We start from the raw sequence: 16,049 nt of genomic DNA, 5'->3' as shown, positions 1-16,049 counted from the left end.
TTTAATTATGTAAAAAAAGAAACTGCGAAGCATCATTATTCAAGCCCCCAATTTTAATTGTGGGGATTTCAATTTTGAATTTTGAATTTTGAATTTTTAATTGGAGCGAAGCGAGTGACGGTGTTTTGAACCAAAACAAGACGCAACTACCTAAGCTTTACAGGCTTAAAGACAGAAGCTGTATTCACCGCAACCCTGATGTAATGGCTCACTTTGATGAATCTGACGGCTTGTACGACGAAGTAGGATTATTTCTGGTTAATTGATGAAACGCACTGTCTCGGTTCCCGTCAAATTGCCCCATGAGAGGTTTCTGCCCCTCATGGGGTTTTGTGCTGACATTTTCAATCAGCACGTTGACTGGGCATTGAAAGAACGGACGTGGAACAAGAACAAAGCTCACAAGGCTTTGTACGCTGATCTGAGATTGCAATATCCCGATGTGCCTTCAGCACTCCTGCAAACGATTCGGGATAACGCGATGGAGGCAGTTAAAGCGACCAAATTCAAGCGCACACCCCGAAAGAAGCCGACATCAGGACTGCGTTACGACAAACGCACCATGACGCTAAGAGGTTATCAGTTAACCCTTTCGTGCATTGGCAAGCGTGAAAAGCTCATCCTGAATGTGCCGGAACATTTCAAGGAGGTATTTGAAAACTGGGAATTCTGCGCGGCTACACTAACCTACTCAAAGCACAACAAGCAGTTTTGGGTAAGGCTAGTGTTTGAAGCTGAAACACCCAAAGTTCAAAATGGCAACGCTCAAGGGATTGACCGAGGTTTGTATCACCTAGCAACCACCTCAGATGGTCAATTCTTTAGCTCTAACAAAGTTCGTGCTACGCAAAGACGATATTTGTACAATCGGCGTAAGTTGCAGCAAAAAGGCACTCGAAGCGCGAAGCGTCGTCTAAGAGCGATGTCGGGCAGAGAGAAGCGGTTCATGCGTGACGTTAACCATTGTGCAACCAAGAAGCTTGCTAGACAGTCTGACTACACGGTTTTCGTGTTACAGGATTTGTCAGGCATTCGCACTCAGCGACGGGGTAAAGAACTCAACAAGTGGCTCTCTAGTTGGAGCTTCTATCAGTTCGAGCAATTCCTTTCGTATAAAGCTGAGGCGCTTGGAAAGCGTGTTGTTTTTGTCGATGCTCGATACACCAGCCAGAAATGTTCTCGGTGTGGACATCGTAGTAGTGCGAACCGCAAGAAGTCTCGATTCCGTTGTGGCTCTTGCGGCTACACTGCACACGCAGACATCAATGCTGCGGTGAATGTTCGAGATAACTACATTCTTTCCCTTGCTCAAATTGAGACGGGGGAACAGGGGTCGGTCAATGCTCCTTATGGTTCGGGGACTCTCGGTTCCCAGAGCCAAGCCGCATCCCCTTGTGGGTGCGGTTAGTTGACTGAAACCCATTTACATATCCATATATCCATATGTTTAATGTTGCCCTGCCTAAATGTAGGCTGGGAAACCAAGGCGCGAATTTTTTTTCAGGAATCCTAACATTGGTGTTCTAGATGCTATATTAGTAAGTCTAGTAGTGTGTGTACATATTTATAGTCTTTCTGGAATTGACTGTGGCGAATACAAAGTCTGCTCTCAAGCGCGCCAAAATCGCAGAACGCAATCGTTTGCGTAATAAAGCTTATAAATCAGCAGTAAAAACGCTGATGAAGAAGTACTTTGCTGCAGTAGAAACCTATGCAGCTAATCCAAGCCCTGAATCAAAGCAAGAAGTCATGACTCGGATGTCGGAAGCTTACAGCAAAATTGATCGGGCTGTGAAGCGAGGTGTCCTCCATCCCAACAACGGAGCCAGAAAAAAATCTAGATTAGCTCAAAGACTAAAAGCCCATACACAACCAGCAGCAACTGCATAATAGTCAATCATCATTAGTGAGCCAGCGCGGTCTTGGGGAGGCAGCGCGGTCTTGGGGGTTCCCCCCATGAGCGACTGCCGTGGTCTCACCCATGAGTGACTGGCGAACCCGTAAGGGTCATTAGTCATTAGTCATTGGCTAAAGACTATTGACAGTGACAAGTGACAAATGACCAAGGACAAAGATGCAGCTTATTGACACCCACGTTCATATCAACTTTGACGTTTTCCAGTCAGATATAGAAATAGTGCGATCGCGATGGCAAGAAGCAGGTGTAGTGCATTTAGTACACTCCTGCGTTGAGCCAAGTGAATTTTCTAGCATCCAAGCACTAGCTCATCGTTTTCCCGAAATTAGCTTTGCTGTAGGGTTGCATCCTTTGGATGCGGATCAATGGAATAGCCAAACAGCAGATGAAATCAAATCTTTAGCTCGTTCCGATCCCAAAGTAGTGGCAATTGGGGAGATAGGGTTAGATTTTTACAAAGCCAACAACAATGAGCAGCAGCACATGGCATTCGAGGCGCAATTAAGCGTAGCCGCTGAACTCAACTTACCAGTGATTATCCACAGCCGTAATGCTGCGGCAGAAATAAGGGAAGTGCTGGGAAAATGGAAAAACTTGAAAGGAGAGAGTGTACGAGGTGTGATGCACTGCTGGGGTGGAACACCAGAAGAAATTCAATGGTTTGTGGACTTAGGCTTTTACATCAGCTTTAGCGGTACCGTTACCTTTAAAAACGCCAAGCCGATCCAAGATTCAGCCGCAATAGTCAGAAGCGATCGCCTGTTAATTGAGACAGACTGTCCTTTTCTGGCTCCGGTTCCCAAACGGGGTACCAAGCGCAACGAGCCAGCCTACGTTCGCTATGTAGCTGAGCAAGTAGCGCGCCTACGGGGAGAAACACCGGAAGCAATTGCGGCTCTCACTACCCAGAACGCTTGCGAACTATTTGGTTTGGAAATATAAAAGTGTGTCTATTATGTCTTTTATATATCAATTTGAGCTTGTTTGAAAAATTAAAGTTTGTAGGAGGACAAAAATATGCTAATATTATACCCTCCAAAATATGTTGACTTGCGCCATAATGTTTAAGGAGGCAAATACGAACTTCTCTGCTTTGATTGCAATACTGTTCACTTGCGTATCCTCCTATCTCTACAAACGATGCCATAAATCTACGACTGCCCACTTATCACTGAGGTAGACCTGGGTTTTGGCTCGAATATTAAAGCTATAAAAATTTATAAACGAAATTTTCTTGTGGAACCACCCGCTAACATCAAGCTACACCGATAAACAGCAGGCTGAAGAGATCGCTCTCTCAGTTCTCAGTATTAGGATATCATCACTCAGGGTTGTAAAGATAGCAAAGTCTATGAAGGCAACAGTAAAAGAGCCGCGTGGCTGAACTAACGCGGTTTTTGGAGGGAGAAGTTGAGGAGAGCAAAACACATTCCGGTAAAGCTGAACCATATATTCTGGGTAAATCGGCAAATTAAGGCAAGTGCCCTATTGCCAAAATGGCTCTTTGCAGGTTTAATTGCTCCGTTTGCCTGCACCTGCATCCAGCAGGTGGTGTAAGGAGAAGTTTCCACACACCCACAAGTTTAACCAGGTTGACAAAGGTAGAGGCATGACTAACGACACAATTATGGAACCCGCCTTTTTGTTGCCCGACTTAATTGAAATCCAGCGTTCTAGTTTTCGTTGGTTTCTAGAAGAAGGGCTAATCGAAGAACTTAACTCCTTTAGTCCAATCACTGACTACACTGGCAAACTCGAGCTGCACTTTCTGGGTCAGAACTACAAACTGAAGGAGCCAAAATATGACGTTGATGAAGCAAAGCGGCGGGATAGCACTTATGCCGTGCAAATGTATGTACCCACACGTTTGATCAACAAAGAAACGGGGGAAATCAAAGAGCAAGAAGTATTTATTGGGGATTTGCCTCTGATGACAGAGCGCGGCACATTTATCATTAACGGTGCCGAGCGGGTAATTGTCAACCAGATAGTGCGATCGCCAGGAGTATACTACAAATCTGAAATTGACAAAAACGGACGGCGTACTTATTCAGCTAGTTTAATTCCTAACCGGGGAGCTTGGCTAAAATTTGAAACAGACCGTAACGACTTAGTGTGGGTACGCATCGACAAAACCCGCAAACTGTCGGCACAGGTGCTGCTGAAAGCATTGGGACTGTCAGATAACGAAATCTTTGACGCCCTACGCCACCCCGAGTACTTCCAAAAAACCATCGAAAAAGAAGGGCAATTTTCCGAAGAGGAAGCCCTGATGGAGTTGTATCGCAAACTGCGTCCGGGTGAACCACCCACAGTTCTAGGCGGACAACAGCTCCTCGACTCTCGTTTTTTCGATCCCAAACGCTACGACTTGGGGCGAGTGGGACGGTACAAGCTCAACAAGAAACTGCGCCTGCAAGTACCAGAAACAGTGCGGGTACTCACTCCCCAAGATATCTTGGCAGCAGTCGATTACCTCATCAACCTCGAATACGACATTGGCAACACAGACGACATCGACCACCTCGGTAATCGCCGAGTCAGAAGCGTGGGTGAATTGCTGCAAAACCAAGTTCGAGTTGGTTTAAACCGTTTGGAACGGATTATTCGCGAACGGATGACTGTATCCGATGCGGAAGTCCTAACGCCTGCTTCCTTGGTCAACCCCAAACCCTTGGTAGCGGCAATTAAAGAATTCTTTGGCTCCAGCCAATTGTCGCAGTTCATGGATCAGACCAACCCCTTGGCAGAATTGACCCACAAACGCCGTCTTTCTGCCCTTGGCCCTGGTGGTTTGACCCGCGAACGCGCTGGCTTTGCCGTGCGGGATATCCACCCTTCTCACTATGGACGCATTTGCCCGATTGAAACACCAGAAGGCCCCAACGCTGGTTTGATTGGTTCGTTGGCAACCCATGCACGGGTGAACCAGTATGGCTTTTTGGAAACTCCTTTCCGTCCTGTCGAAAATGGGCGTCTTAGGTATGATTTGCCACCAGTGTACATGACCGCCGATGAAGAAGACGACTTCCGGGTAGCGGCTGGAGATGCGCCCATAGATGAAAACGGCCACCTAATAGGCCCTGAAGTACCAGTACGCTATCGCCAGGAATTCTCCACCACAACACCGGAACAAGTAGACTATGTCGCAGTTTCCCCCGTACAAATTGTGTCGGTGGCTACGAGCATGATTCCATTCTTGGAGCATGACGACGCTAACCGCGCTCTCATGGGGTCGAACATGCAGCGGCAGGCAGTCCCCCTACTCAAACCAGAGCGTCCTTTAGTAGGTACAGGCTTAGAAGCTCAGGGAGCGAGGGACTCTGGGATGGTGATTGTATCGCGCACCGATGGGGATGTGGTCTATGTAGATGCCACCAAGATTCGGGTGCGTCCGCGCCTGCGTCCAGGTGAGGAAAACTCCAAGTCCGCCTCTGCTGAAATTGAGTACACCCTGTCCAAGTATCAGCGCTCTAACCAAGACACCTGTCTCAACCAAAAACCCCTCGTCCGCATCGGCGAACGGGTTGTTGCTGGCCAAGTGCTCGCAGATGGCTCTTCTACAGAGGGCGGAGAATTGGCACTGGGACAGAATATTGTCATCGCTTACATGCCTTGGGAAGGCTACAACTACGAAGACGCGATTTTGATTTCTGAAAGATTGGTACAGGATGATATCTATACCTCCATTCACATTGAAAAATATGAAATAGAGGCCAGACAAACCAAACTGGGACCAGAAGAAATCACCAGAGAAATTCCCAACGTCGGTGAAGACGCTTTGCGAAACTTGGATGAACAGGGAATCATCCGCATTGGTGCTTGGGTAGAAGCCGGGGATATCTTGGTAGGTAAAGTCACTCCCAAGGGTGAATCCGACCAACCACCAGAAGAAAAACTGCTACGGGCAATCTTCGGTGAAAAAGCACGGGATGTACGGGATAACTCCTTGCGCGTACCCAACGGTGAAAAAGGACGCGTCGTTGACGTGCGGATCTTTACCCGCGAACAAGGTGACGAACTGCCACCGGGAGCCAACATGGTAGTGCGGGTATATGTAGCCCAGAAGCGTAAAATCCAAGTTGGTGACAAAATGGCGGGACGCCACGGCAACAAGGGGATTATTTCCAAGATATTGCCGATGGAAGATATGCCGTATTTGCCCGATGGTTCGCCAGTAGACATCGTACTCAATCCCCTAGGCGTGCCTAGCCGGATGAACGTCGGACAGGTATTTGAGTGTCTGTTGGGTTGGGCTGGTCACATCATGGGAGTGCGGTTTAAGATTACGCCCTTTGACGAAATGTACGGTCAAGAGGCGTCCCGCACCATTGTGCATGGCAAGTTGCAAGAAGCACGGGATGAAACCGGCAAAAAATGGGTATTTAACCCAGATGACCCAGGCAAAATCATGGTGTATGACGGTCGTACGGGCGAACCCTTTGACCGACCAGTGACTGTGGGTGTGGCTTACATGCTGAAACTGGTACATCTAGTAGACGACAAAATCCACGCCCGTTCCACTGGCCCATACTCCTTGGTTACTCAGCAGCCCTTGGGTGGTAAGGCACAGCAAGGCGGCCAGCGGTTTGGAGAAATGGAAGTGTGGGCATTGGAGGCCTTTGGTGCAGCTTACACCTTGCAGGAATTGCTCACAGTTAAGTCTGATGATATGCAGGGGCGAAACGAAGCACTCAATGCGATCGTTAAAGGCAAAGCAATTCCTCGACCAGGAACGCCAGAGTCCTTTAAGGTGTTGATGCGAGAATTGCAGTCTTTAGGATTGGATATTGCAGTCCACAAGGTGGAAACCCAAACAGATGGCAGTACCGTAGATGTGGAAGTTGATTTGATGGCAGACAATAGTGCCCGTCGCACACCTCCACGCCCAACTTATGAATCTTTGAGCCGCGAGTCGCTGGAAGAAGAAGAGTAAAAGTAATGATGAATTATGAATGATGAATTAGGAAATGAGGAAACTCTTTTTGCATAATTCATACTTCATAATTCATAATTTCCACAATTGAATACCTTGAATAACGCGACAACAAAAGGTCGCATTGCTGGGGAAGAAGCTCCTTTCATAACTCATAATTCATAATTCATAATTTCGAGAGATGAGACACGCCCAAACTAATCAGTTTGACTACGTTAAAATCGGCTTGGCATCACCAGAACGCATACGAGTATGGGGCGAAAGAACATTGCCCAACGGTCAGGTAGTCGGTGAAGTTACTAAGCCAGAAACGATTAACTACCGAACTCTTAAACCAGAGATGGATGGTTTGTTCTGCGAGCGCATCTTTGGCCCGGCTAAAGATTGGGAATGCCATTGCGGAAAGTATAAAAGAGTACGGCACCGGGGAATTGTTTGCGAACGCTGTGGTGTGGAAGTCACCGAATCGCGAGTACGTCGCCACCGCATGGGCTATATTAAACTCGCCGCACCTGTAGCTCACGTTTGGTACCTCAAAGGTATTCCCAGTTATATTTCCATTCTGCTGGATATGCCCCTGCGGGATGTAGAGCAAATTGTGTATTTCAATTCCTATGTTGTTCTTAGTCCAGGTAATGCCGAAACCTTAAGTTATAAACAGCTACTCAGTGAAGACCAGTGGCTAGAAATTGAAGACCAGATTTACAGCGAAGATTCTACTTTGCAAGGTGTAGAAGTAGGCATTGGTGCAGAAGCTTTGCTGCGCCTACTAGCTGATATTAACCTCGAACAAGAAGCGGAAACTCTGCGGGAAGAGATCACTACCGCCAAAGGTCAAAAACGAGCGAAGCTAATTAAGCGCTTGCGGGTAATCGACAACTTTATCGCCACTGGTTCCAAACCAGAGTGGATGGTAATGACAGTAATTCCCGTAATTCCGCCGGACTTGCGCCCGATGGTACAGCTCGATGGTGGACGGTTTGCAACCAGCGATTTGAACGATTTGTATCGCCGGGTAATTAATCGTAATAACCGTCTAGCACGTTTGCAAGAAATTTTGGCTCCTGAGATTATTGTCCGCAACGAAAAGCGGATGCTGCAAGAAGCAGTAGACGCCTTGATTGATAATGGTCGGCGCGGACGGACAGTGGTAGGAGCAAATAACCGACCGCTGAAGTCTTTGTCAGACATCATTGAAGGTAAACAAGGGCGTTTCCGGCAGAACTTGCTGGGTAAACGGGTAGACTACTCCGGACGTTCTGTAATTGTAGTGGGGCCAAAGCTGAACATTCACCAATGCGGTTTGCCACGAGAAATGGCGATTGAGCTATTCCAGCCTTTCGTGATTCACCGTTTGATTCGCAGCGGCATGGTAAACAATATTAAAGCCGCGAAAAAGCTGATTTCACGATCTGACCCAAGTGTTTGGGATGTGCTGGAAGAGGTGATTGAAGGGCACCCAGTTTTGCTCAACCGTGCTCCTACCTTGCACCGTTTGGGTATTCAAGCTTTTGAACCAATTTTAGTGGAAGGAAGAGCCATCCAGCTACACCCATTGGTATGTCCGGCGTTTAACGCTGACTTTGATGGCGACCAAATGGCGGTACACGTACCGTTGTCTCTAGAATCACAAGCTGAGGCGCGGTTGTTGATGTTGGCTTCTAACAATATTTTGTCTCCAGCTACAGGTAAGCCAATCATCACACCCAGCCAAGATATGGTGTTAGGGTCATATTACTTAACCGCAGAAAACCCTGATGCTAAAAAGGGTGCGGGACGGTATTTTGCCTCTCTAGATGACGTAATTATGGCTTACGAGCAGGAGCAAATTGACCTGCACGCCTATATCTATGTCCGCTATGACGGTGAAGTCGAGTCAGACCAAGCAGACCACGAGCCACAAGAAGTCATCGAAAATGGCGATGGTAGCCGAACCAAGCTATATAAATACCGTCGAGTTAGAGAAGACGCTCAGGGAAATTTAGTTTCTCAGTATATATACACAACGCCAGGTCGTGTAATTTACAATAAAGCGATTCAGGAAGCGCTAGCAAGTTAGGAATTGTTGTTAGTTGTTAGTTGTTTGTTGTTTGTAACAACCAACTAACGACCAACCCTTCGGGTTCGGCAGTCGCTCATGGGGGGAACCCCCAAGACCGCGCTGCCTCACCATCAACTACCAACCACCAACAACTATTGACAAATGACTAACGACAAAATGATTTTCCGCAATCGCGTCGTTGACAAAGGTCAACTGCGAAATTTAATTTCTTGGGCGTTTACGCACTATGGTACAGCGCGGACGGCTGTGATGGCGGACAAATTAAAAGATTTGGGCTTCCGCTACGCTACCAAGGCTGGAGTTTCGATCAGTGTAGAAGATTTGATGGTGCCTCCTTCTAAGCGATCGCTCCTCGAAGCAGCAGAAGCAGAAATTCGCGCTACAGAAGAACGTTACCAACGTGGTGAAATCACAGAAGTTGAGCGCTTCCAGAAAGTAATTGATACCTGGAACGGTACTTCCGAAGCCCTGAAAGACGAGGTCGTTACCCACTTCAAAAAGACAAATCCCCTCAACTCCGTGTACATGATGGCATTTTCCGGAGCTAGGGGTAATATCTCCCAAGTCCGGCAATTGGTAGGAATGCGGGGACTGATGGCAGATCCGCAAGGGGAAATTATCGACTTGCCCATCAAAACAAATTTCCGGGAAGGACTTACCGTCACAGAATACATTATTTCTTCTTACGGTGCGCGTAAAGGATTGGTAGACACGGCATTGCGGACGGCTGACTCTGGTTATCTAACCCGCCGTCTGGTGGACGTTTCCCAAGATGTGATTATCCGGGAAATTGACTGCGGTACTACCAGGGGAATTCCCATCCGGGCAATGACCGAAGGTGGCAAAGTTATGATTAACCTTGCCACGCGCCTGATGGGACGGGTAGTGGGCGAGGATGTCATCCATCCGACGACAAAAGAAGTGATTGCACCACGAAATACGCCCATTTCTGACGATCTAGCCAAAATAATTGAAAAATCCGGAGTTACTGAAGTAGTTGTGCGATCGCCCCTGACTTGTGAAGCAGCGCGATCGGTATGTCAACACTGCTATGGCTGGAGTCTTGCCCACGCGAAAATGGTGGATTTAGGCGAAGCCGTAGGTATTATTGCCGCACAAAGTATCGGTGAACCGGGTACCCAGTTAACCATGCGTACTTTCCACACTGGGGGTGTATTCACTGGTGAAGTGGCAAAACAAGTACGTGCCGATATCGATGGTACTGTTCGCTTCCCCCGCAGGATACGGACAAGACCCTACCGTACCCGCCACGGCGAAGATGCCTTGTATGTGGAAGCCAACGCCACCTTGACTCTGGAAGCTAGCAATTCAGACTCAACCAACAAGGAAATTCCTGTCACCCAAGGTTCAACCCTGTATGTCACTGACGGACAACAGGTCAAGCTGGGACAGTTAATTGCAGAAGTGGCACTCGGCGGACGTACAACTCGTGCCAATACAGAAAAAGCTGTTAAAGACGTAGCTTCTGACTTAGCAGGGGAAGTCAAGTTTGCCGATGTCGTAGCAGAACAAAAAACCGACCGTCAAGGCAATACCACTACCACAGCGGCGCGGGGTGGTTTGATTTGGATTTTGTCAGGGGAAGTTTATAACTTACCACCTGGAGCCGAATTAGTAGTTAAAGAAAACGACACCGTCGCCAGCAATGGTGTTTTGGCAGAAACTAAGCTAACCACTCAGCATGGTGGCGTGGTGCGTTTGCCAGAAGCAACCCCAGGCAAGTCTACACGGGAAATTGAAATTATCACCGCTTCTGTAGTTTTAGACCAAGCTACCGTCACCGTTCAAAGCTCTCAAGGTAAAAATAACTACCTAGTCACTACTGGTAACAACCAAGTCTTTAACCTCAGGGCAACCCCGGGCACCAAAGTCCAAAATGGTCAAGTGGTAGCTGAGTTGATTGATGACCGCTATCGCACTACTACCGGTGGCATGCTGAAATATGCTGGTGTGGAAGTCCAGAAAAAAGGTAAAGCCAAGCAAGGGTATGAAGTGGTACAGGGAGGAACCCTACTGTGGATTCCAGAAGAAACCCACGAAGTTAACAAAGATATCTCCTTGCTGTTGGTAGAAGACGGTCAGTTTGTTGAAGCTGGGACTGAGGTAGTTAAAGATATCTTCTGCCAAAACAGTGGTGTGATCGAAGTCACCCAGAAAAACGACATTCTGCGGGAAGTGGTAATTAAGCCAGGCGAACTGCTAATGGTTGACGATCCAGAGGCAGTCATGGGCAAGGATAATACCTTTGTTCAACCTGGTGAGGAATTGCTGGGACAAGTTGTCAACGAACTGCGGTATATCCAGTATGTGGAAAGCCCAGAAGGTCCAGCCCTGTTGAGTCGTTCGGTAGTTGAGTATGCCGTACCGGATCACCCTGATGTCCCATCTACGACATCAGTAAGTCAACAAGCCGCACGTTCGATTCAATTGCGGGCTGTACAGCGACTGCCTTATAAAGATTCTGAGCGGGTTAAGTCTGTTGAAGGTGTGGAACTGCTGCGAACCCAACTGGTATTGGAAATCGAACAAGAAGGCGAACAAGACCATACCGCTTCTCCCTTGGCAGCAGATATTGAATTGGTGGCTGATAGCAATGATCCAGAAATTCAGCGCTTGCAGCTAGTGATTCTGGAGTCCTTGACGGTGCGTCGGGATATTGCTGCTGATGCCACTCAAGGTAGTACCCATACAACGCTTGAGGTTGAAGACGGACAAACGATTGCTCCAGGTGCTGTGGTGGCACGTACCCAAATCTTGTGTAAAGAAGGCGGTATTGTACGGGGCGTACAAAAAGGTACGGAAGCCGTTCGTCGTTGTTTGGTATTGCGTCAACAACACGACATGATCAAGATACATTCTACTGTCCAGCCCAAATTAAAAGTGGGTGACTTGGTAGTAGAAGGTACAGAAATTGCTCCAGGAGTCTTGGCCGAAGAATCTGGACAAGTCGTAGCAGTGCAAAAAGCAGAACGCAAAGGAGAAGTTTCAGCTGAAGAATCAGCACTTACTGCTCAAAACTACTCTGTCACCCTCCGCGTCGGTCGTCCTTACCGCGTCAGCGCTGGCGCTGTCTTGCAGGTAGAAGATGGTGATTTGGTGCAGCGCGGTGATAACTTGGTACTGCTGGTGTTTGAACGCGCCAAGACGGGAGATATCATTCAAGGTTTGCCTAGGATTGAGGAACTGCTCGAAGCTCGTAAACCAAAAGAGGCGTGTATTCTAGCAAAAAGAGCGGGGGAAGTCAAGGTAATCTATGGCGATGGCGATGAAGCGATCGCAGTCAAAGTGATCGAACCCAACGGCGTAGTCACAGATTATCAAATCGGGCCTGGACAGAACTTGGTAGTTACAGATGGACAAACGGTGAGTGCAGGGCAGCCACTGACAGATGGCCCGGCTAATCCGCACGAAATCTTGGAAGTCTTCTTTAACCTTGGTTCTGAAGATGGAGTTTACGCCTGTGCCAGCCATGCCTTACAGAAGGTGCAAACCTTCCTGGTGAATGAAGTGCAATTGGTGTATCAGTCTCAAGGCATTGATATTGCCGATAAGCACATTGAAGTGATTGTCCGGCAGATGACCTCGAAAGTACGAGTAGATGATGGCGGTGATACCACTATGCTGCCTGGTGAGTTGGTAGAACTGCGCCAAATTGAACAAGTAAACGAAGCTATGGCCATCACTGGTGGTGCGAGAGCCCAATACACTCCCGTATTGTTAGGTATTACTAAAGCATCTTTGAATACCGATAGCTTCATTTCTGCCGCATCCTTCCAAGAAACAACTAGGGTATTGACCGAAGCAGCCATTGAAGGTAAATCTGACTGGCTGCGTGGTTTAAAAGAAAACGTAATTATCGGACGATTGATTCCCGCAGGAACAGGCTTTAATACCTATGAAGAACCTGGCATAGTCGAAGACTACGCAGAGGGAATTAGTAGTAGCGTCTTGGATGAAGTTGAAGATCCGTTAGATATGGTGCTGGATGACCGTACAGCCCGCACCTATAACTTGGATTCTCCAACTCTTGGGGTAGGGGAACCTACATTTGGTAGCAGACGCGTAGAAAATTCGATTTTGGATGATGATGACTTGATTCCTGGTGAAATCAACGACCTAACAGAAGACGAAGAAGAAGACGATTACGACGAGGACGACTACGACGACGAAGACGAAGAATAAACCAACACCACCCGCGGACTTGGGGCATAGGGCATAGGGCATGAGGCATAGGGCATGGGGCATAGGGCATGGGGCATAGGGCATAGGGCATGGGTTTTCTCCCCAATCCCCAATCCCCATTGCCCCTAATCCCCACTCCCTTGCGGTCGTGGGGGCCCCGAGTTCCCCAATCCCCAATCCCCGATTCCCAAAAACTCCATCCTCTTGTGGGTGGAGTTTTTTATTTTCTTTGTGTGCAAAAGATAAAGGTAGGAAGAAAAATAAGTAGATAGACATAAATAAAGTAAAAATAGGGCGGGCTAGACGCCCACCCCACAAGAACAACAAATCTCTTGTGGGGTGGAGAGAAGTTGCCGGGGAGATGTTCTTTTCGGCAAACTTCGGGGCATCCTGCCCGCCTTGTCAAAAAATAAGCACTTTATGTTTAATTACGTCCACCTACTTAATATTCATATAATGTTTATGAGATTTTTATACGTTATTGTGTTATGAAATCATCTGACTGAATTATTTAGAAAATAAGAGAGTTGTTAGCGGTTAATAGTTTTGTATTTTGTTTATTTCTTATTTCATTTAACCTACAATCAATACAGGTGACTTAATATAGAAGGCAATTGTGCCATCAAAACGGATAATTGTTATCCAAATACTTGACACCTAATTTATCTGTACTTGCTTACTTTGTTGAATTTTTCTTGCTCGTATCCTCTCAGAAAGATGTATCTGTTAAATCAGTGACAGATTTTTTTCTGAAAAATTGAATAAGTATATTTACTATGCTAAATGATGATTAAAGTTTTTTGAAAACACTCGCTCAAAATTTATCTCATACTTGTGAAAATATTAATTTTTGCTTGATAGTATTTATGAAAGTTCAATTATATTTTGTTTTCATCGCTGAAAATAAGTTAAAATTAGGTACTCGATAACCACGTTATCTAACTCACCACTTGGTAACAAGTGGTGGCAGTAGCCTGAAGTTTAGTCTGTCCCCAAAGGACTATATTGCTAGAGGTAAGAACCTGTGAATGGCTAAAATTCAAGGGTTTAAATGTAGACACCCGACCGCCTAGGTCTACAAAAAATGTTAGCTAGTAAATTAGAAAAATAAGCAAAAATTATAGAACAGACTCTAACCATTTGATACAAGGAAGACTAATTGTGAAAACCGCCATCCTGCAAAGTATGAAGAATGGCAAATGTAAACAAGTTGAATATTGGTAAGTTTAGTCTCAGTAGTAATTAGCTTTGCTTTCTTGATTACTTCTGAGTCAACCAAAAATCAACTAAGACTATCGCATCGCAGTTTAGTCTTCCGATTGGGAAAACCATGTGCTAAAAGCTGTGGAAGTATCAAAAAAATCCAGGTTAAGCTAGAAAAGAGAGTAGGTGTTAGCTACCGAAACCCCTTGGGGCAAGGAGCAAGACTCATTCTCAGGCGGGAATATTCTAAAGTTGGCATTGTCCTTACTCCATGCTGCGAATCATTACTCAGCAGGCAGACGTCAGATCGGAATTACAAAGGATCTGCGATCGCACCCATGATGAACAGGTGCTTCATAAAGAAGCAACAGTGCGGGAAGTGTTGCAAGCGGTGAAGCGCCAAGGTGATAGAGCTGTATTGCATTATACGGGAGAATTTGATCATCAAATTCTCAAGCCAGAAGAAATGCGCGTTACAGGCTCAGAACTAGATGCTGCCTACCAACAGGTCTCCAAAGAACTGCTGGAAGCAATTCAGCTAGCTTGTCGCCAAATTGAAGCATTTCACCGCCAACGAGTGCCAAAAAGCTGGGTACACTTTGGCGATGATGATGTAGTACTGGGTAAACGTTATACCCCTGTAGATCGGGCGGGAATTTACGTACCTGGTGGTCGCGCCGCATATCCGAGTACAGTATTGATGAATGCGATTCCAGCAAAGGTAGCGGGAGTCCCACATGTGGTGATGGTAACACCACCAGGAGCCGGAAAAACGCTCCCCCCAGCAGTATTAGTAGCTGCCCAAGAAGTCGGGATACAGGAGATTTATCGGGTAGGAGGAGCGCAGGCGATCGCTGCTTTAGCCTACGGTACAAAAACGATTCCAAAAGTAGATGTTATTACCGGGCCGGGTAATATTTATGTAACACTAGCAAAAAAACTTGTCTACGGGACAGTTGGTATAGATTCTTTGGCAGGGCCAAGCGAAGTGCTAATTATTGCCGATGAAACTGCAAATCCCGTCCATGTGGCAGCAGATATGCTAGCGCAAGCCGAACACGATCCAATGGCGGCGGCAATCTTACTGACGACCGATCCGGCTCTAGCTAAGAACGTGCAAGTTGCAGTGGAAAGACAGCTGGTGGATCACCCCAGACGCACCCTAACAGAGAAAGCACTTGCTCACTATGGCTTGATTGTGATTGTAGAATCCCTGGAAGCGGCAGCCGAACTATCCAACGAATTTGCCCCCGAGCATCTAGAGTTGGAAGTAGAAGATCCTTGGGCAGTACTACCACTTATTCGCCATGCTGGTGCAATTTTCTTGGGTTATTCCACACCGGAAGCTGTAGGAGACTACATTGCTGGACCCAACCATACCTTACCAACTTCTGGTGCAGCCCGCTATGCTTCGGCATTGGGAGTAGAAACTTTCCTTAAACACTCAAGCATTATCCAATATTCGCAGACTGCACTAGAAAAAGTCGCAGGTGCAATTGATGCTCTTGCCACTGCCGAAGGCTTACCTTCGCACACTGACTCTGTCAGACGTCGAGTTCAAAAAGAAGAATAAATCAGGGAGTAGTTAGTAGATAGTAGTTAGTAGATAGTAGTTAGTAGATAGTAGTTAGTAGATAGTGATAGTAGATAGTAGTTAGTAGATAGTAGATAGTTGTTTGTTTTTGACCACTAACCACTAACCACCATCCACTAACCACTAACCACTA

At 46.8% G+C, this 16,049-nt stretch carries 8 protein-coding genes; all 8 read left to right on the top strand.

The window, feature by feature from the left end; translation table 11 throughout:
- The first annotated feature begins 125 nt into the window (after positions 1-125).
- Positions 126-266 carry a hypothetical protein gene (locus HXY43_RS17090; protein WP_290885081.1) on the top strand — a complete coding sequence of 47 codons (141 nt, stop codon included), beginning with the start codon at positions 126-128 and terminating at the stop codon, positions 264-266.
- Entirely contained in the window at positions 266-1,408 is a 1,143-nt protein-coding gene (locus HXY43_RS17085; protein ID WP_290885078.1) for a transposase, read from the top strand. Before HXY43_RS17090 ends, HXY43_RS17085 begins: the two co-directional genes overlap by 1 nt.
- Positions 1,409-1,587: 179 nt before the next feature.
- Complete coding sequence (rpsT, locus tag HXY43_RS17080; protein WP_026732930.1) at positions 1,588-1,890, top strand: 30S ribosomal protein S20; 303 nt, start codon at positions 1,588-1,590, stop codon at positions 1,888-1,890.
- Between the two features lie 184 nt (positions 1,891-2,074).
- Positions 2,075-2,860 carry a TatD family hydrolase gene (locus HXY43_RS17075; protein WP_290885074.1) on the top strand — a complete coding sequence of 262 codons (786 nt, stop codon included), beginning with the start codon at positions 2,075-2,077 and terminating at the stop codon, positions 2,858-2,860.
- Between the two features lie 667 nt (positions 2,861-3,527).
- The gene (gene rpoB, locus HXY43_RS17070; RefSeq protein ID WP_290885071.1) at positions 3,528-6,854 is read left to right on the top strand and encodes a DNA-directed RNA polymerase subunit beta; all 3,327 of its coding nucleotides are present in this window, start codon (positions 3,528-3,530) and stop codon (positions 6,852-6,854) included.
- A 181-nt stretch (positions 6,855-7,035) separates the two neighbouring features.
- A complete protein-coding gene (locus HXY43_RS17065) occupies positions 7,036-8,913 on the top strand; it encodes a DNA-directed RNA polymerase subunit gamma (RefSeq protein ID WP_290885069.1) in 1,878 nt (625 codons plus the stop codon).
- 144 nt (positions 8,914-9,057) lie between these two features.
- Complete coding sequence (locus tag HXY43_RS17060) at positions 9,058-13,119, top strand: DNA-directed RNA polymerase subunit beta'' (protein WP_290885067.1); 4,062 nt, start codon at positions 9,058-9,060, stop codon at positions 13,117-13,119.
- Between the two features lie 1,474 nt (positions 13,120-14,593).
- The gene (gene hisD / locus HXY43_RS17055; RefSeq protein WP_290885065.1) at positions 14,594-15,895 is read left to right on the top strand and encodes a histidinol dehydrogenase; all 1,302 of its coding nucleotides are present in this window, start codon (positions 14,594-14,596) and stop codon (positions 15,893-15,895) included.
- Positions 15,896-16,049: the final 154 nt, after the last annotated feature.

The organism is Fischerella sp. (assembly GCF_013388695.1).
Lineage (GTDB): Bacteria > Cyanobacteriota > Cyanobacteriia > Cyanobacteriales > Nostocaceae > PCC9605.
The sequence above is the reverse complement of the archived record's forward strand: the minus strand, read 5'-3'. Positions and strand labels throughout refer to the sequence as shown.